We start from the raw sequence: 18,183 nt of genomic DNA on the forward strand, positions 1-18,183 counted from the left end.
TTAATGCGCACCCACGAGGTCGTTGAGGTTTTGTGTGGCCAGAACAATCAGGATCATGTAAGCCGCGTTGGTGGCCAGTGCGAGATTGGAAAACACGGTCGCCGTCCGCTTGATCCGGATTACGGTTTGCACAAGCCAGGCATGTGCGAAGTTTTCAATAATGATTTCTGCGTTATCGCCGTCAGTCAGGAGAACCAGTTTGTCGATGGCGCGCGGAGAGGGGAAGCCGTAGCCCGCGTTTCGTAACGCCAGACCCAGGTGATTCCCCTGTTTGACCTGGCGCGTCGTGGCTGCCAGGCGCTCATACAACCAGGGTGGGGCGTAGCGGCCGAGGATTTCAATCGCGCTTTCGGTTTTCACCTCTGCCCGCATCAGGGCGCTGAAGTTCAGGAGAAAGGCTACGCCCAGAACATCGCGGTACACGCTCCAGGGCAGCATTCTGTCCAGCACATGCTGGCGGACTTTTCCGGTCAGGTTGGGCATCGACCAGACCACAAAGACAATCAGCGCCACAATGAGCAGCCCCAGCACGATAGCGTTATCCACGAAGAACGCCGAGAGTGCGCTCAGCCACCACAGTGCCCCCTGCCAGCTTTCGGGCGGGGCGAGAGATTCAAGCCGGGGAAGAAAATACTCTGTCACCATCTTCATCATGGCGAAGGTTGTACCCAGCAGCAGGGCCGGATACGCCAGGGTGGAAATGACGGCGGTTTTCATCTCAGCCATGCCTTTCACAACGGCAATGGCCCGGTACAGGGCGGCGGCCAGATTACCGTCCTGTACACCGGCACTGAGTATGGCGGCTTCCTGGTGAGGAACCCAGGCGCTCAGACCTTCATCGACAGACTGACCCTGCCGCAGCGCGGTGAGCAGGTCTTCGAGGCAGAACACCACCGGCGGGCGCTTGCCACCGTAGCTGGCAATCATGGCCTGAAGGGCTTTCTCAACCTTCAGGTCGTTGTCGAGCAGGAACGCCAGGTCTTCATACAACGTCAGTCGGTCTGCCGTGGTAAAGGTCTTCTGCGCCAGCCAGCGGCCGGCACTGGCATTCAGTTTGTCTGAGGACGGGGTCCTGGAGCGCAGGCGTGTCAGCTGTTCGCGTAAACGGGCTATCATGCCGTACTCTCCCGGGGCAGCAGGGTCAGACTGTCCTCATCCAGCGGGCTGATATAATCCGCATCAATCGGATCAACCAGTCCTTCGTTGAGATAGCGCATCAGATGCTGGCCACGGGTGATGCCCCCGAGTTCGTTCACCCAATAACTGCGGGCAGCGAGCTTGCCCTTGTGGCGAAAGAGTTCCATGAACCGTGCATCAGGGCGTATGACCTCAGCGATAACGCGACGGCCCGTTACGCCGTTGTAGCAATGTTCACAGCCTTCCCGATGACGGAAACGAAGCTTTTCAACGTCACAGAACCGCGTCAGCAGGTCCCGCTTGTCTACATCCAGCGTCGCGTTGACCTGTTCCCAGCTTTCTTTGCAGCGCGGACACAGCAGCTGCACCAGACGCTGTGCAATGAGGCCCATCATGACCTGCGGGTCAGCAACCTGTCCCATCGGAATATCCAGGGTGTCAGTCAGACGGTCCAGGATACCCACCGCATCATTCGCATGTATTGTGGTTTTTACCAGGTGTCCAGATTTGGCCGCCGCCTGCGTGGACCGTACCGAGTTGGCATCACGAATTTCCCCCACCACCATGGCATCGGGATCCAGACGAAGGGCTGCAGAAATCGAGCGCGTCCAGGCCCGGTTGACGGCATCCGGGTCGCTTTTGTCGGCAGTAATGGCTGTCTGAACGGCCCCGGGGATCAGACCTTCCGGCGGGTCCTCCAGGGTCAGCAGGCGCTTACGATTGCCGGTGGCAGCGAGGTACATCGCACTAAACGTTCGCAGGGTCGTACTTTTGCCGGAACCTGTCGGACCAGACAGGGTTATCACCCCCTCAGGCCTGGACAGCATGCGGCGAATCAGCGACTGCTGTTCCGGGAGAAAGCCCAGCTCATCCAGGGTCGGGGGATTCTTTCCTTCATCCGGTAAAATACGCATAACCACATACAGGCCAAACTCTGCCGGGGTATGAGCGTAGCGTGCGCCAAACAGCCCAAGCCCCTGCAGGAACTCCTTACGTACACGGCCGTCCTGGGCGCGGTTCGGGTTAAAGCTTTTTTCTGCCACATCGCACATCGACATCACAATGGTGGAAGCCAGCGTTTTTCCTTCTTCATGATCCAGCTGGATGACGGTTTCCAGATCACCATGCACGCGAAACTGGATCACCGTGACATCGTTCATGCCGATCAGCATATGAATATCACTGGCCCCTTTTGCTTTGGCCTGGCGGAAGAAGTCGATAACTTTCGCCTGCTCGCGGGAGTGTTTGCGGGTATCGGTCTGGCTGTTGCTGATACTGCTCTTCAGCTCCATCAACTTATCCAGTTGGATCCGTTCTAACTGGAGTGTCGGGTGAGCCTTATACGCACCGGCGATGATGGACTGGACGCTCAGCGCCTTACTGTGCGCTTCTGATACATACAGTACCGGGGGGCCCGCACGCTCGTTATCCAGAAAGGTAAATTCAGTGGCTGTGTTGCTGTGCATCTGTGTTACCCCGCAAAAGAAAGTGACATCAGTGACTGGTTGTTTCCGGAGACCACAACTTCGTTAAGCGTTACCCGTTTAACAATGAAGTCAGTACCCGGAATGCGGTTACCTGCCTGCACGGTGACCTGATTCCCGTTGCTGAGTGACAGCACGGCCAGATAGCCGTTTCCGGTGCCGGTTATCTCCACGATTTGAGGCGGGATGACATCCTGAGCGGCGCTTTTAACCTCTGCTTTACCGTCAAGGGCCGGCGGGGCCGGGTTGAATGGCTGATCCAGCCCACGGTCATAACCGTTTTTCTGAAGTTCATTCAGCGCCTTGGCACGCGCCAGCTGCGCTTCATACAGGACTGTTTCAGCCTGAATGGATTCGAGCTGGCCGAGGTTTAACGCCCTGCCAGCTTCTACCCGGGTGAACGCTGTGGGTGGCGACGCGTCGTCTGGCATTTCAACAGGTTCATTACCTTTAACAACCGTGTCAGGCAGGGGGGCCGGAGGCAGCGTTGTGGTCGGTGCAGCGATAACGCCAGGGGACAGCGACAGCAGGCACAGGGCCCAGGCGGCTGTCCGGAGGTTAGTTGGCATACAGAAGTCCCTCAATGGTGTACTCCAGACGGTTATCTTTAAGCGCGGTCATGATGCGTGACGCTCTGATCCCGCTGCTGTTAAATCGCGTGGGAGCAAATAGCCTGTCCGGAGGTATGTCGGTAATGAACGTGAAGCTGAATGTGCGCCACGGGAGGTTTTGCACGCTGCCCTGTGATAACTGGGTGTTGGTATCCAGTTCACTGATACGCAGCTGGGCATTGATGCGCTGGGCATAGCTTGTCAGATGCTGAATTTGCAGATTCCCCGGGAGCAGGGATTCCGGGCCAGATGGCGCTGATAACGGTACGGCCAGTGTGAAGGCGGCATCATCAGCCCGTCCCGGGATATTAAATTCCGGCTGAATATCAGGACCGTAAATCACGGGAAGGCGGGCCGCGAAGTCCCCGACGGTTCCACCGCTTGGCAGTGTGTAATGCAGGGCGATTTTTCCGTCTGCGTCACAGGTCGCGTTATTGAAGATCCACCCGGCAATTGAAATCTGCGCTGCCTTCCACACGGTGCTGCAGGCACTCAACATCACCGGGAAGCGGGGGTGTTTCGCCCAGGGTTTCAGGCTGTCAGCCGGGATGCTGCCTTCCTGGTGTTGTCGGGCCAGTAACGCCGACTGTGCCGCTGCCACGCGCGCCGCTTCCTGATGTTGCTGCCAGGCGGTGACCAGCAGATACCCGCCCACTATGGCTACAGCAGCAGCGCCCCACATCCACAACGCCTGCTTATTGTGAGTTTTATGCAGACGCGCGCGTCTCAGGCCAGCCTTGCTACCGGTCAGCGCAGAAAGTGTCTTTTCTTCCGTCTGCAGGCCGGGAAAGAACCCCGGCGGGGCAAACACGGTCCAGCCTTCCGTGGGCGGTGGTGAGATATGCAGGAAGTTGGAGACGGCCGTGCGGATGAAATGTTCATCGCCCACAATATCCCCAAAGGGTGACAACATGCCGTTACTGACCGCCACAAACCAGTACTGGCCAGACGGCAGCGCAAACACGCCATAACTTTCTGCCGGCAGTGATGGCAGGGCAGTCAACGCCAAGGAAACCAGCGAATGCCTGCCTCGCTTCATCACCGTTTTATCCGTGAGCGCCACGGTACCGAGCAGCGTTCCCTGTGACCGGCCATCATCGGTCAGCAACTCCGCCCAGTGGGTCGCATCCGCTTCTTTCGCACGCAGACGCATGCCACGATGTCCGCGTAGCGGCAGATATTGCCAGCTGAGGCCGGCAACCAGCCAGACGCTTCCGGACTGTAGCGTCCAGGTCGTTTGTTGTTTCATGGCTTACCCCAGAATGACAGGCGTGATAAGGATGACGAGCATGGTTTTGTTTTTCTCCCCGTTCGCGCCGCCGCCGAGACCAAAGAAGCGGAAACTGCCGGTACCCTGACGGTCTGCCGTATCGTTCAGGGACTGATATCCGCTCAGCACCAGGGTCTGACCGGACTGCATGATGACGCGTTGGGTGAACGTCTTCAGACGCGTTTTCATCAATTCAACGGAGGTGTTATCGCTGGTAAACGTGCGCATCGTCGGGTCATCCGACATGTTGATAGCGAACTGCAGCTGCATCTTCGGCGACTGTGGCATCAGGAACGGCAGCACCGTCATGTTGAAGCCGGTCGTGATAGTCGATTTTGTTATGCTGCTGGAGGAACCCACGTTCGCCGTGTTTTCCGTGGTGACGTTGGAGGCATAATCCTGCTGCAATGCGACCTGAATCGGCACGGCTGACAGGTTGGTGGTCATGCTGGAGGCTTCGGTCATTACGCTGACGTTGGCCTGTTCAGATAACGCTTTAATGAATGCCTTCGTTCCGGCACCTTTACCATCCAGAATGGAAATCCCGCCACTCAGCGCATCAGTCGAGGCACCGGTGAATGCATTGGTCAGGGATAAGCCGATGCTGCCGCTGTTGAATACCGCGTTCCAGTCAATACCGAGCTGGTCCTGAGTCCGTTTTTCCACACTGTAGACCTGCACGTTGAGCACCACCTGACGGTTGAGCTCTCTGTTGCGGTCATCGATGTAGCGGCCAATCTGCTCCAGTACTCGCGGGGTATCGGTCACTGTCAGCACGCCGGCTGAGAGATTCATCCGACCTGTTTCCGGCGTTAACATCGTCTTGATGGTCTTTGTGACATCATCGTAAAGATTGGATTTGATCTTCATTTCCGTTGACTGAGAGGTATTGGAGTCCCCTTTTAAGCCTCCACCGCTGCTGTCACCTGTGGCGCCCATCGACGATGTGGTTCCGCTGATTGTGTTAGAGCCAAAGGAGGCATCGCTGTCCATGAACATCACCGGGAATGTCCGGGTATCGAGGTAGAAAATGGCGATGCGGCCATTCTCGTAACGAGAGGATAACCCCAGTCGCGTGGTGACATTTTCGAGCATCCCACTCAGCTCCCCCTGCCAGAATAAACCCCGGAGGACATTGCCTGAGGTGGCTACTGGGGCGGGCCGGGCTGTAGGGGCGCCCATCGATGCGAGGGGGATCATGCCGTTTGGGTCTGGTGCGGGAATGGGGCCGCTCAGCTGCTCAGTCTTTCCGCCGGAGGGCGCCATCATAGCCAACGCATCCGGTGTCACAACAACCGGGATTTTGCAGCGTTTGCTGATATAGGCACTCACTTCGGCCAGCGTGATATTGCCCGGGCGGTTGATGGCCACCTGACACGGCGGGATAAGATTGTTACTGCCAGGCTGGGCATTCAGCGGGTAAGGGTTGATCCACTGGGAGGTCAGGTCACGCACCACTGAACCACTTTTCAGCGTCTGCATATGTTTGTCAGCCTGCTTTTCAGAGGCAGAAACCTGACTGTCTATTTTGTCTATGCGCTCTAACGGGGCGCAGCCGGCCAGCATCAGGCCGAATGCCATCGCCAGCCCTGTCAGGGGGAGGTGTATTTTCATTATTAACCTTGAGGTTGGAGGGATTAGTTGAGGTACACCAGGCTACCGTTTGCAATACTGGCAGGGACCGTAACCTGCATGTCATTCCCGGTGCTGTCGATCAGGCGACGAGCAACAACCCGCCCGACCAGCGCAGACTGGCGGGTTTGTGCCAGGATAGCTGACATCAGTCCGGGCGAATCCGGTTGCCAGACATAAACCCGACCTGCCTGCAACACGTTGTGTAAGTCCCGTACCGATGACCAGCCCAGAGAGCTGTCAGGGATAACGCCGTCTGTACGGGAAGGGTTCTTGTAACGCCAGTCGTTGATCTCGTTGATGTAACTGACGGTCTGTGCGGCTCGCTGGCTCAAAATGCGTTCCTGCAGCTGCTGACCCGCCTGATCATGTGGAGGCACATTCATCCAGACCATGAGGCCCAGAAAGGCAGACAATATCCAGTAGATCATTGGCCAACCTCCCCGGGCTTACCCGGCTTGTGTGGCTGAAGGTTCATCAGTGGATTTCCTTATCATCAACTGACACTACGCACTGTGCGTTGCGGACGCCGGCATACAACGGTACCTGGGCTGTGCCGTACAACGTGAACAGCTTGTTCAGTGCCTCACGGAAAGAACCCTCAAACTGAAGGGGGGCATCGACCCGGTAATTCACGGAGGTCAACCAGGCAACGGTCCAATTGCTTACCCCTGGTGTGGTGCATTTCTCCGCCGCGGCCCAGTTGAACAGCGCGTCTTTCAGCGTGTTGCCGGCGCTAATGCGCCACACTTTTGGTACAGGTAGCGGCTTTGGTATCGGGGTGATTTTAGGAACCGATGGTGCTGTGATCAGTGGTTTTCCGGGCGGTGAGGCAGGGGCAGGCGCTGCCGTACTTGCTGTTCCCCGTGTGTCACTGAAGGGATTGCGAGGTGTAGCTGCCGGTGACGGGGTTGTTTTCACACCAGAGGAAGACCCGGTCGATTTACTCAGTTCAGGTCGCGGCAGTGGGGAGGATGTTACCGGAGGGCTGGCTGAGAATGCCGGTGTCCGGTATGCCACAGAAACCTGTTTATTAGGCCAGTCAATCAGTGCTACCCAGCCGTTTTGCTCAAGCAATTTTTCAAGGACATAAGGCCACTGGTCGTTAGCCGTCATGCTGAGTGTTGACGTAAATTTGCGTTTCAGATCGGCTGAAATTACCGGCGTCCAGCCTGGAGGAATAATGGCCCGAAGCATGACATCAAGTTTCAGATTTCGGGCATTCAGTCTGACAACTGAATACGGTTCCGGGGTGCCCAGCGATTTGATAGCGGACAACCCATGCAGAGAGCCGGTGGCTGAGACCGGGGGGGGACTGGTTGGGCCGGAGACAGGTCTGGTCACCGGTTGAACTTTCGGTGTAACGGTTCGGGAAGCCTGCTGCAGAGTTTTCTGTGCCTCGGCAATACGCTGCAGCTGGGTGGTTATCTGTCCATCCACGAATTGCCGGGCATCAACGTCAGTCTGCTCCGTGTGAGACAGGCTGCAGCCGCCCAGTAATACCGGAAGCAGCACAGAGGTATGCATGATTTTCATAGGCGTAATCGTCAGTGAAGTACCGTGGAAAGTGGTGCGCTGAAGGGGAATGAAGATCAGCACAGATGGTCTTGCTGGAATGTCTGAATGTCCTCCTCTGCATCGTCAATTTCGGTACGTAAAGCCGTCAGGCTGCTGAACGGCATTTTGTCCGGCGCTTTTGCGCGAACGCGGCAGGCACGTTTGAAGGCCACCACTGCAGCTGCCCGGCGAATATGCAATTCGCGCAAGTCCCGGTCAGTAACGGTTAAGCTCATGGTATACGCCCTCAGTGATACGCCTTCTGGACTGGGCCGCTTTCCGGTAGCCAGATGTCCTGTTGCTGTGGATTCCATTCTTCCTCCGGGAGCGACGGGGTACCGATATGCAGGGTGCGAATAATGCGGTCCTTTGTCAGGCATAGCTCCTTTCTGGCGTAAACCACCTGAAAACCTTCCTGATGGAATGTTGTTTCTGCATCCAACTGCTCCGCGTCCTTTCTGGAAAAAAGGAGCTGGAAGGTGACCGGCTGCACCATATTCCCGACGGGATGAAAGGCCTGCTCTGTGCGGGTCAGCTGCAGCAGATGTCTGCGATCGCCTTTTCTTCTTTCCATCAACTCGGCAGTGATGTTTTCAGGATAACGGCAGACGATGTGCTGCCAGCCAAGCTGAAGCAATGTGTTAAACGCTGAGCGGAAGCGAAACAGGTCGCACTGTTCAGCAGCATACGCGTGGTCAAGCAGCGTACTGAGCGTGTCCATCACGCGGGTGGCTTTATCCGTTTTTTCTAACAGTTCACGAAGGGAGGTGAACTCGGAGGCCATACCCCGAAAATTAGGGTTGTCACGGCCCATATCCAGCCAGTCGGAGATAAAGCGCCGGCGAGCCGTTTCAGAGGTAAATGGTGAATCTTCCTCGGCAGTTCGTAGGGCAACCAGAATGCACCAGAGCAGGTGCGGTACAGAATTATCAACGGGGTACACGGTGTCGTCCTTCAGTAAGTGGCACTACCTGATTCTGGCAATGGCGCCTGGTCTTTCACCCGCCAGAAGAAAAACGCCAGCACTGGCAAACCGGGAAAGAGGACAGGGGGTCCAGGGCGGGACCGGTTCAGGCACCATTGCCGGGACCCGGCGATGGGTATCAGGAATAGTGTGTCGGGAGAAAAAAGCCACGGCGTTATGCCGGGGAAAGGGTACTGGACTGCAGGGGGGAGTCAGAATCCCTGTTGTCCGGGCTCAAAAACCAGGTTCATCAGGAGCGCAACGCGTGAAACAGGGCGGGTCTCCTGATCCAGATTTAAAAGGTATTGATATTGTGAGTCTGAAAGCCAGGCTTTCGATGCGGCTTCGAGTTCATCACTGGCGTTCAGATTCAGAGTCGGGTCCGGATGAAGCTTCATCAGGCCGGTCACTACAGAAGACTGAAGCGGCGCAATCTGCGAGCCATTCATGACAAAACTGCAGAAGGCCGAGTGGCGTCGAATGGTATCGACGGGCTGTGTGGCCAGGTTGGCCTTCAGGAAAAAATAGCCTGGGAAAAGTGGGGCGATACGCCGACGGTAACTGTTTAATTTATCCGAGCGACGAACAACGTTAACGGTTAACGGTGTCCAGGGAGTGATGTGAAGGTCTGAAAGCCAGGAGAAAAGTTTTTCGCGGTTCTGGCCGCCGGTAATGTACTGGGCCAGGTACCAGTTTTGCCCATGAAGTTGTTCAATGTTCATCATGCTCTCGCCCGAACCGATCCCCGTATGGGTCATTCTGTATTCGGTGGGGCCGAATACACTGAGCGATATCGCTGAAGCAGTGGCTGTCTCTCTCAGCTTCATGCAGTTCTGACAGCAACAACGCTAAGTCTATTCTTGTTGAATGCATTCCGTTCTCTTGGCGGTAGAACGGAGTACGAGATGCATGTTATTTACTCACAGACATTAAGTCAAGCATGTTTGATTTAATGGACGATAATCGGTTTCAGACATCCATGCGGTTTGTATCATGTCCTCACGTACACGAGGTGGAAGAACATGGTCCCTAAGCGACTAAAAGCAGCACGGAAAGCCGCAGGGCTATCACAAAAAGAGCTGGCTGAACTCATTGAAGTTGATGGCAGCAACCCTCGTTCTCGTCTCTCCAATTATGAGGTCGGTCGTTTTACGCCGTCTTTCGATGTTATTGTTCGCATAGCAAAGGTCCTGGACTATCCAGAGAGTTATTTTTATACCATTGATGATGGCTTTGCAGAAAAGATCCTTCAATATCACCGCACTAAAAATAGTGAAGTTCTGAATCCATTTTTCAATGCAGAGCAAGAAGCGAAGAAATATAAATCTTCACTTGAGGAGTCAAAGAAAATGGTTGAGCGGCTATTGCAGTTCATCAACAAGTCTTCCCAATAGTTCAGCTCTGATTTCACCCTATACCTTGGCGGAGAAATATGATGAGGTATCTAAGCCTAGTGAGTGAGTGATCATCTCATATTATTGGGGGTAAAGTTAGATACCTGTGGGATACAAATCAGGCTGAATATTAATCAGTTTGCGCGATTTTCTGAGTTTTTATTAAAACTGTATTTCGGCATCGCCTCGTGACGACTGCTGCTGAGGCTCTCTGCCGACACTAAGGCTGTATGGATCCTGGCGTTGTAAAGTCCGCGAGCAGATTCGAGCTTCTCCAGCATCAGCTTATTCCGGGTGCGCTGGAGTGTCTGCTTAATGGCTGCAACTGACAATTTCATGATGTCGGCTGTACAATCAACACTCGTTCCCTGAGCATAATGCATCAATACCATGAATTCTGCATCAGTTAACTCAGGGAATATGCGACGAAGATTTAAAATGCCACTTATGTTAAACACTGCATGTCCTTAATTATTGTATCCGATGAAAAGGTTAAAATGCCGTAACGATATTGACTATTTTAAGAAATAAAAAACGGAAAAATAGGTGCAAAATGTACCTGTACTCATTGCACCTATTTTCTTTAAATGAAATAGGCTAGATTCAAAGATCGTCTTCAAATATCAGATCATAACCAGGGGATACAAATGTTGGAGGGACATACAAGTGCCAGCCTTGCTTTAGTCCCAAATTTAACAGTTGCTCTTTCGAGTTGACAGCCGTTTTTAAAAACAAGCGAGAGACAACATTTCTTGCAGAATACTCCGAAATCCCCAGGCGCTGTGCAATTTGAGCCCGTTGTAAGCCACGATACAACAGGAACAGAACTTCCCATTCTCGCTTAGAAAGGAAGGTGGTGGGGGGAGTAAAGGTTGCTTTGCCGCAGAAGGGCATTTCAAGGAAATAGTGCATTGAGAGCCGTTTAAATGTTTTCAGGTGCGATATCGTGCCAGCAATCTGTCCTTCAGCACTAAAAAAGGGGAATTTCTCAAAGATAAATGAATGGAAATCACTATCGACCAGCACCGTGCCTATTGCCTCGATACGCTGGCCGGTCTGGATGACTCTCTTATCATGAGTAATCAGCCCATCCTCAAGAGGAGCCAGAACGGGAACGTTGCCATAGCCTGAGCCAGTAATGTTCTGTGCTATGTCTTCGGGGATCTTCAACAAATCAAAATAAGCCTGATTGGCATACAAAAAGCAAAAGGCAGTATCTGTAATGGCCCAAGGCTCTGCGCTTCGGGTAAAGAAGTGCAGCGTCTGAGGCGGTAACATTGTGCCTTCAGTAGGTGAATTTGCCGTTTTTGCGTGTTCGCATGAGAGTGTCGTGAGCATATTTTGTCCGCAATAGATGTTTGCTATAAAACAACCTATTACGACCTGAAGAGCAGAGATCAAAAGCCGGAGAAGGCCCACTTGTCAGGTGGTAAACACTATTTTCTGTATTATCAGTCAGTTCCGATGTTAATTTTACGTAAATTTCTACTCTCCATGAATCATCGAGTTGCAAGATGTTCAAAAATGGGTAATATTTGCCAGCGACGGACTAGTCATTTAGTTCAGTGGTCTGTCAAGGAATTGAAACAGTGTGGCTTTTTGCGGCACTGTAGAATGGATGGGCATATCCGGAAATGCTCAGTGGAAAGCTCCTGTTTTGATGGGACCTTAAATGCAAAAACCCCCCGAAATCTGTTCGCAACTTGGCGGAAGAGAGCAGATATCAGGGGGTCGAAAGCAGGCTATAGCCTGTGAGAGATTATAACTCATGCACTTCAGAAAACAATACCTGACCGCCATAAGTCCGGGCAGGTGTGACTGACAAAAAGCCTTCTTTTTATAGGCAGGTCAAAAACCCTAATCCGGAGTTTGTTCCGCGCGAGGGGAGTAAGACGCTACCTTTCTGCCGCAAACTGATGACGAAAGCCGTAGGCTTTACATCCCGTTTCGATTTCTCCATCCATGTGGCGTTTATGCGTGCGCTGGGAGTTCGGCACCGTATGCCGCCCGTGTTGCGTCGCCGCGCCATCGATGCCCTGTTGCAGGGAATGTGTTTCCACTATGATCCATTGGCCAATCGCGTCCAGTGCTCTATTACCAGTCTGGCTATCGAATGCGGACTGGCTACGGAGTCGGGTAGCGGCAATCTGTCCATAACCCGCGCCACCCGGGCGCTTAAGTTTATGGCAGAGCTGGGATTAATTACTTACCAGACTGAATACGATCCGCTGCTTGGCTGTAATATCCCAACCGACATCACTTTCACGCCGACATTGTTTTCCGCACTCGACGTCTCTGATGTGGCCGTGACGGCTGCCAGACGTAGCCGTGTTGAGTGGGAAAACCAGCAACGTGAGAAACAACAGCTGCCACGACTGGAGATGGACGAGCTGATAGCGAAAGCCTGGCGATTCGTACGTGAACGATTCCGCAGCTATCAGGCCGAACGTAAGTCCCATGGGTTCAGGCGCGCCCGAGCCCGGCGTGATGCCGACCGTTCCCGTCGCGATATTGAAACTATCGTAAAACACCAGCTGACACGCGAGATTGCAGAAGGTCGTTTTACTGGCAACCTGGATGCGGTAAGGCGTGAGCAAGCACGTCGCGTGAAGGAACGCATGCTGATGTCTCGTGGCAACAATTACACAAGGCTGGCCACGGTCACTCCCTGATGACATTTATCCATAAGTCCGGCCGCTGTCGGAGGTATCTGCACGTCTGCATCTTTTTGTTGCTAGTTATTTGAACTAATCGACAAAGCAAACACTGACTTTTCCCATATTCCACCATCAAAATGGCCAGCAATACTGAAGCTGGATGCCTTTTTAAAGGCCAGGTTCGTTTACCCCCAGTTAACTGCAAGGGAGCTTTCCATTAAGATACAGTAGATTTCGTTACAGGGCGCCAGCCGTGGTGATTTAAAAGTGCGTGGTTTCTTTTAAAACTCCGATCTACCTTCTTTTAAAGAACTGTTATTACTTACCTTTAAAGATAAAACCTATTCGGCACCCGTCCTGTGGACAGATGAATGGCGGCCGCCCTTGCAGCGAACATGCGTTCGCGTCGGTTCGGATTAGCCGCGTTGCGGCCAGAGGTAGCACCCGCCATACATGGCGGGCAGGAGTGAAAACTAGTTACAACATTCATAAGATTAAGCAACCCCCCAAACCCAACCCGAGCAAATCTGCAACCACAGCGCCCCACCCACCACTGAAAAGCGCCCCCGCCCCGGCCCGAAGGGCCGGAACTGCATCGCTTTTAATGATGGATGTTGTAACTAGAGTGAGGGATCGCTGTAAGTAGCATCGCTGAAGGATTTGAGTTACACGCTCGTAAGCGGCCTCACGGCTCGCTAACGCGGAGTTACACCCCATCTGCGGCTTCGCCTGGCTGTGGTCACTCCGACCGCGCACAAAGGCTCCAGCGTCGCTTTCATATCGTAATGTCGTGCAGGGAAGGGGCGGGTCTGCGTGATATATGGCATCGGAGGCGGCTACGCCGCGCTACCGGCGACACTAACCCGTGGCGTAACATGAAAGTTCAGTAGTCGCCTATTTTTAAGAACGGCTATGATGTCATTTTTAAGCGACAACATAGCTTGCACATTTGTCACTCTTAAGTGACAATGACTTCATGCTTAGGGAATGAGGAAATGCGGATGTATAAATCGCAATTCTACCAGGATGAAAACGGAAATAAACCGTTTAAGACTTGGCTGGAAAAACTCAAAAAGAAAGACAGGCTCGCGGCAGCAAAAATTGATGTCCGGATTGACCGCGCCGAAGCGGGAAACTTCGGAGACCATAAGTTTGAAAGAGAGGGTGTCTGGGAGCTAAGAATTGATTACGGTCCTGGGTATCGCGCTTACTACTCAATGGAAGGCGGACACATAATCCTCCTGCTTATCGGCGGTAACAAGAAAACGCAGGGTGCGGATTTAGATAAGGCAGTGGAATACCTCAAAGACTTTAAATCGAGGGCTAAGTTATGACAGCAACTACGAAGAAGGAACCTGCCGTTGAGGCAGCAGGAACTGAATATGCTCCTGCGATTGACCGCGATAAACTGATGGTAGAGGAACTTCGCGCCGATCCGGATTATGCCGATATATATCTTAAAACAGCTCTTGAAGATATTAACGAACCGGGTGGTTTGGGAGGATTTCTGATCGCCTTACGTCGTGTTCTGGAGGCGCGCGGTGGAATCGCCGAGGCAGCAAAAAAAACAGGCCTTGCACGTCAAAGTATTTATCGCGCGTTATCTGAAAACGGTAACCCTACGATTACCACGCTTGCACAGCTCGCTGCTGTAGCGGGTCTACAACTCACACTCAGTAAACCCCAGCACTAATGATGATTTTTTTTCTAGTTTGTGAGCGGTGGTGGGAAGAAAGTATGCGCGATGTATAAATTGTAACTTAACGTAGTCAGAGTCCACCTAGCGCACGCTGAAATTGAACAGGATAGATTACAATTGACAGGTGAGTTCAAAAGCAATTTAACATAATGTTCGCTTAGAATTGAGTTACAGTGAGTGGCTGAGGTGTAATGTAACGCTTCAGTCTATTTCGAGAGGCGATTCAATGAAATCTATTCATTACACTGATGCACGGGATAAACAGGCGCGCGTACTCGATGATGATGTTGCTAATGGCGAGCCCTTAATCATAATCCAGCGTTCAGGAAAATCTGTGATTTTCGTTGCGGCAGAACCCTATGAAGACATGACAAAAGTTGAGTCAGAGGCTGATTATCACTGACTGTTTACAGAGCATGGTAAAACCCTTCATGCCCTGAAGAACTCACCGGCAAACTACAGAAGGGGGAACGCATGGTAATTGCTGCCAGATTACAGAAATCACATTTAGCGCATAGATTCCAATCACTATACCCTCATGATTTAACATAAGCTAGATTATGCGCACTAAGGTTGTTACTGCAATTTTATAATGTCACTTTACCGCTAGTTTATGGGGTTGGAGGGCCAACCGTACGAAAACGTACGGTAAGCAAAAAATGAACGTCTGAAAAATCGATTAGTAGACAACACTGTCCGTTAAATGCCATTTTCGATTAAAAACACACTATTTTAAGGGCGTTTTTCTATGCCCATTATGTTTCTATATATCAGACAGTTACTCCACTAACGTACGTTTTCGCTCCATTGGCCTTCAAACCCCTTTGCCGTCCCGGGTGACTGGCCAGATGAAGCGCCCACGCTCCAGTCGCTTGATGAACAGGCACAGGCCGTCAGCGTCAGCCCACAGCACTTTGATCATGTCTCCCCGTCGCCCCCGGAAGATGAAGACCTGACCGGAGAACGGATTGTCTTTCAGCGCGTTCTGCACCTTCGAGGCCAGCTCGTTGAACCCGTTGCGCATATCGGTCACGCCAGCCACTATCCAGATACGCGTCCCCGCTGGCAGCATACTCATTGCGCACCTGCTTTCATTTCGCCGATCAGCATGCGTAGAAGTTCGGGCGTCATCTGTCCCTTTATTCGCAGGGTGCCGGAGGGGAACTCCAGCTCACAACAGGAGTCGTCGGCTGAAGATTGTGTTGTTGCCGATGCCGGTTGCCCGGCCACCACCGTTGCTTCACCGAGGGCGACAGGGAGCAGCAGCGGGCCATCGGAGCGAGGGCACAGCAGTCCGCGTTTATACAGGTTACGCCAGTTGAACAACAGGTTGTCGTTAATGCCGTGTTCACGTGCCAGTTGTGCGACGTTAACCCCCGGCTCCAGCAACTTTTCTGCCAGTGCGATTTTGAACTCATCGGGAAAATTGGGCCTGCGTGGTCGCTTACGGACGGCGGGAGCTTCGGGTAAAACAGGTTCAGAGGTTTCAGGCAAGTGTGCTGTGCCCTTGCCGGGATAAAGCAGGGATTCGAGTTTTTCGGACTGCATGTCAGCAGGTAACGGCCAGCTTATTTCGTGCTTTGCGAAGCGAACAAAAAAATCACAGATAGTGCTTTTAGGAATACCCAGGCGGCGACCGACTTCGAGCCGGGGTAAACGCTCATCAAAATGTAAGTGCAGCGCATCGAGGAGTAATGTCCGGTATTTCATGGCGATAATGTCCATTATAAATGATGGACATTATTTTCTCTGAACCGAAGGGACGCTGACAGACGTCCTCCATGAGGCGCTTACGCCGGGAGTCATATTTTTCTGCATATCTGACAATTTGGTTCCCACTACTATTTGGTGGACACCACTTTGTCGAATTCGTCAGATTATGACCAGACGGCTCTCGCTGTACGCTTACGTTTAAATGATAATCATCTATTGTTACCTGTCTCAGGAAACGCTGACGGCTGGCGCCATCTCGCCCCGGTATAAGTAATTTAGACAGGCCTTGCCATGGGCTGTCTAAAAATCGAAATTACTTAAATAATGTCATTAACAATCAATAATTTATTTATATTTATATTTATATTTATATTTATATTTATATTTAAATTTATCTTTGCATGATTTATTGTGAGGAGAGTCACGTTTTTTGAAGGTTTCCCATGCAATCATAACCCGGCGCTTATATCAGTATATATACACTTTTAATTGTTAATCTATTAAGTTTAATGGGAGGGAAGCGTGCAGTATGAAGAACCATCTTTGACAGTTCATCAGGTAGCGCTATCTGAATATGATGCAGAAACTTTCATATCCTTTTTGAGGCCATTTTCCAAAGAAATATTTTTAAAGCGGCGAGAGTATATCCAACCGACCCATGCTACAGTTTATTTTGTGATTGACGGTCAGCTCGAAATATCCCTTCAGAAAGAAGATAAAATAATTGATTATGCTTTTCGTTACATGCCAGTTGGTCTTCCTGAGCTCTTATTCAAAGAATTTTCTTTAAACTATCGCGCAGCCACTCCCGTCAAATTACTTCAGGTGCCTCTCAGCAAACTGGAGTCCATATATACTCAAGAAAATATTCACCTCATACGGACCCTGATTACACTGAAATCAACCATGCTTAACTCCCTCCTGGCTATCTACCGTGAGCGCTGTACAGGAGGAGGCTACCAGACCATAAAATCCCTTATCGAACATTATTATAACGAACCCAGACAAATTGAAGGATTAGGGAGTTACATCCTGAAGCGTACATCTTTATCTAAAGGTTATATTTTTAGTGTGCTTTCTACGCTGAAGGAACGAGGAGTGATGACAATGGAAAAAGGAAGGATAATTGCTATCCACGCCCCTCTTCCAGAGACTTTATAAACCTTGAATACCTAAATATATGCCTAAGGCCAGCAAGCAGTTGTCGTTCCATAGAGTTGGGGTGCTCTGTCATTGACGTAATAAATGGGGTCAGTTTGGATATAGAGAATCATTGTACGGCAAGCCTATTTTTTGAACAGACTTACCTGTAGCAATAGGGTGTACTCCCGCGCCATAGGGGGCTTAGCTGGTCTTTTGATGTAATGAGATAACCTATATGCGATAGAATGAATGCAATAACCAAAAAGCGATAGCTGATCACGATAAATCAATCAGTTACTTATCTGCATCGGTTAAAAAACACTCCTAACGTACAATAATTTTCGTTTCCCAAACCGACCCCATAATAGCTTCTCCATCCATAATAATTTGTGGGCGTAGTATTTTCCCTGTTGCACACATATCCTGACATTCTGCGAAACGGGCTGATGCGATATGGTAACGCCCGAAGGAGTGTATACGAAACTCTTCCCAGAGTTGCCTTGAGAATACTTCATCATCGAGCAGATTAACGATAAGGGCATCTGAGAGAACAGTAGTTCTACAACGTCCAGTTCCTGCCCCTTGAAGTTGTTCTTCATCTCTGGAGAAGGAGATAAACGAATGAGGAAGGAGTTCAGGTTTTAGCTGAGAGGTAGCACCTGCCACATGCCATTTTTCAAAATATTCGTTGGTTGCGTGATACCAGTAATCCATGAGCACCTCATATCATATTTATTAAACACAATATACAGGGATAGATTTAAATATATAACTGTTTAGTTTGAATAAATACCGGTTGTACAAACTGCTCGGCTATTCACGGATATGTACTACATTGAAATTGCACTTCGGTTGTTGTTCGCGAAGAACTACACCGGGCGAACTGGATTTTAAAAACCACCCCTGGTTTATGGGAAACCAG

21 protein-coding genes and 1 pseudogene are annotated in these 18,183 nt (G+C 51.5%); 7 read left to right on the top strand and 15 right to left on the bottom strand.

Translation table 11 applies throughout. From position 1 onward, the window contains the following. The 10 genes from SIK69_RS13830 to SIK69_RS13875 all read right to left on the bottom strand — a co-directional run bounded on the left by SIK69_RS13830 (position 1) and on the right by SIK69_RS13875 (position 9,482). On the bottom strand, positions 1-1,116 hold the full coding sequence (locus SIK69_RS13830; RefSeq protein ID WP_319786351.1) for a type II secretion system F family protein: 1,116 nt from the start codon (positions 1,114-1,116) through the stop codon (positions 1-3). After that, on the bottom strand, positions 1,113-2,603 hold the full coding sequence (locus SIK69_RS13835) for a GspE/PulE family protein (RefSeq protein WP_319786352.1): 1,491 nt from the start codon (positions 2,601-2,603) through the stop codon (positions 1,113-1,115). The genes SIK69_RS13830 and SIK69_RS13835 overlap by 4 nt, the downstream gene beginning before the upstream one ends. Positions 2,604-2,608: 5 nt before the next feature. After that, entirely contained in the window at positions 2,609-3,190 is a 582-nt protein-coding gene (pilP, locus tag SIK69_RS13840) for a type IV pilus biogenesis protein PilP (protein ID WP_319786353.1), read from the bottom strand. After that, positions 3,180-4,481 carry a type 4b pilus protein PilO2 gene (gene pilO2 / locus SIK69_RS13845; RefSeq protein ID WP_319786354.1) on the bottom strand — a complete coding sequence of 434 codons (1,302 nt, stop codon included), beginning with the start codon at positions 4,479-4,481 and terminating at the stop codon, positions 3,180-3,182. The genes pilP and pilO2 overlap by 11 nt, the downstream gene beginning before the upstream one ends. A 3-nt stretch (positions 4,482-4,484) precedes the next feature. Then, positions 4,485-6,116, bottom strand: coding sequence for a PilN family type IVB pilus formation outer membrane protein (pilN, locus tag SIK69_RS13850; RefSeq protein WP_319786355.1), 1,632 nt, complete (start codon positions 6,114-6,116; stop codon positions 4,485-4,487). A 23-nt stretch (positions 6,117-6,139) separates the two neighbouring features. Beyond that, complete coding sequence (gene pilM, locus SIK69_RS13855) at positions 6,140-6,565, bottom strand: type IV pilus biogenesis protein PilM (protein ID WP_319786356.1); 426 nt, start codon at positions 6,563-6,565, stop codon at positions 6,140-6,142. 46 nt (positions 6,566-6,611) lie between these two features. Then, the gene (locus tag SIK69_RS13860; protein WP_319786357.1) at positions 6,612-7,670 is read right to left on the bottom strand and encodes a toxin co-regulated pilus biosynthesis Q family protein; all 1,059 of its coding nucleotides are present in this window, start codon (positions 7,668-7,670) and stop codon (positions 6,612-6,614) included. 56 nt (positions 7,671-7,726) lie between these two features. Then, complete coding sequence (locus SIK69_RS13865; RefSeq protein ID WP_319786358.1) at positions 7,727-7,927, bottom strand: hypothetical protein; 201 nt, start codon at positions 7,925-7,927, stop codon at positions 7,727-7,729. An 11-nt stretch (positions 7,928-7,938) separates the two neighbouring features. Continuing rightward, positions 7,939-8,634: a hypothetical protein gene (locus SIK69_RS13870; RefSeq protein WP_319786359.1), complete on the bottom strand. Its 696-nt coding sequence runs from the start codon at positions 8,632-8,634 to the stop codon at positions 7,939-7,941. Between the two features lie 233 nt (positions 8,635-8,867). Next, positions 8,868-9,482, bottom strand: coding sequence for a transcription termination/antitermination NusG family protein (locus tag SIK69_RS13875; RefSeq protein ID WP_374941356.1), 615 nt, complete (start codon positions 9,480-9,482; stop codon positions 8,868-8,870). A gap of 195 nt (positions 9,483-9,677) precedes the next feature. Between SIK69_RS13875 and SIK69_RS13880 the strand changes: the two genes are divergently transcribed. Continuing rightward, positions 9,678-10,049, top strand: coding sequence for a helix-turn-helix domain-containing protein (locus tag SIK69_RS13880; protein ID WP_319786361.1), 372 nt, complete (start codon positions 9,678-9,680; stop codon positions 10,047-10,049). Positions 10,050-10,183: 134 nt separating this feature from the next. On the opposite strand, the gene SIK69_RS13885 is transcribed toward SIK69_RS13880, so the two are convergent. Together SIK69_RS13885 and SIK69_RS13890 are read right to left on the bottom strand one after the other, a co-directional pair. Continuing rightward, positions 10,184-10,507, bottom strand: a complete 324-nt coding sequence (locus SIK69_RS13885; protein ID WP_319786362.1) for a helix-turn-helix domain-containing protein — start codon at positions 10,505-10,507, stop codon at positions 10,184-10,186. A gap of 145 nt (positions 10,508-10,652) precedes the next feature. After that, entirely contained in the window at positions 10,653-11,387 is a 735-nt protein-coding gene (locus tag SIK69_RS13890; protein WP_319786363.1) for a LuxR C-terminal-related transcriptional regulator, read from the bottom strand. A gap of 476 nt (positions 11,388-11,863) precedes the next feature. On the opposite strand from SIK69_RS13890, the gene repA reads away from it, so the two are divergent. The 5 genes from repA (at position 11,864) to SIK69_RS13910 (ending at position 14,808) form a co-directional block, all read left to right on the top strand. Further along, a complete protein-coding gene (gene repA, locus SIK69_RS13895) occupies positions 11,864-12,721 on the top strand; it encodes an incFII family plasmid replication initiator RepA (protein ID WP_319786364.1) in 858 nt (285 codons plus the stop codon). Positions 12,722-13,231: 510 nt separating this feature from the next. After that, a complete protein-coding gene (locus SIK69_RS23005) occupies positions 13,232-13,330 on the top strand; it encodes a replication-associated protein RepA4 (RefSeq protein ID WP_510467968.1) in 99 nt (32 codons plus the stop codon). A 377-nt stretch (positions 13,331-13,707) separates the two neighbouring features. Next, positions 13,708-14,040, top strand: coding sequence for a type II toxin-antitoxin system RelE/ParE family toxin (locus SIK69_RS13900; protein ID WP_319786365.1), 333 nt, complete (start codon positions 13,708-13,710; stop codon positions 14,038-14,040). Continuing rightward, entirely contained in the window at positions 14,037-14,399 is a 363-nt protein-coding gene (locus SIK69_RS13905; RefSeq protein ID WP_319786366.1) for a helix-turn-helix domain-containing transcriptional regulator, read from the top strand. Before SIK69_RS13900 ends, SIK69_RS13905 begins: the two co-directional genes overlap by 4 nt. A gap of 232 nt (positions 14,400-14,631) precedes the next feature. Then, a complete protein-coding gene (locus tag SIK69_RS13910) occupies positions 14,632-14,808 on the top strand; it encodes a type II toxin-antitoxin system Phd/YefM family antitoxin (RefSeq protein WP_319786367.1) in 177 nt (58 codons plus the stop codon). Between the two features lie 420 nt (positions 14,809-15,228). On the opposite strand, the pseudogene tnpB reads toward SIK69_RS13910, so the two are convergent. Together tnpB and tnpA are read right to left on the bottom strand one after the other, a co-directional pair. Next, positions 15,229-15,483, bottom strand: a pseudogene (gene tnpB, locus SIK69_RS13915) (IS66 family insertion sequence element accessory protein TnpB); the annotation flags it as partial. Continuing rightward, entirely contained in the window at positions 15,480-16,115 is a 636-nt protein-coding gene (tnpA, locus tag SIK69_RS13920) for an IS66-like element accessory protein TnpA (protein ID WP_319786371.1), read from the bottom strand. The gene tnpA and the pseudogene tnpB, both read right to left, overlap by 4 nt. A 525-nt stretch (positions 16,116-16,640) precedes the next feature. Between tnpA and SIK69_RS13925 the strand changes: the two genes are divergently transcribed. Further along, entirely contained in the window at positions 16,641-17,279 is a 639-nt protein-coding gene (locus SIK69_RS13925) for a helix-turn-helix domain-containing protein (protein WP_319626569.1), read from the top strand. A gap of 306 nt (positions 17,280-17,585) precedes the next feature. Here the strand turns inward: SIK69_RS13925 and SIK69_RS13930 are convergent, their stop codons facing one another. Next, positions 17,586-17,975, bottom strand: a complete 390-nt coding sequence (locus SIK69_RS13930; protein ID WP_319786368.1) for a hypothetical protein — start codon at positions 17,973-17,975, stop codon at positions 17,586-17,588. Positions 17,976-18,183: the final 208 nt, after the last annotated feature.

This window comes from Scandinavium lactucae, assembly GCF_033843265.1.
Classification (GTDB): domain Bacteria; phylum Pseudomonadota; class Gammaproteobacteria; order Enterobacterales; family Enterobacteriaceae; genus Scandinavium; species Scandinavium lactucae.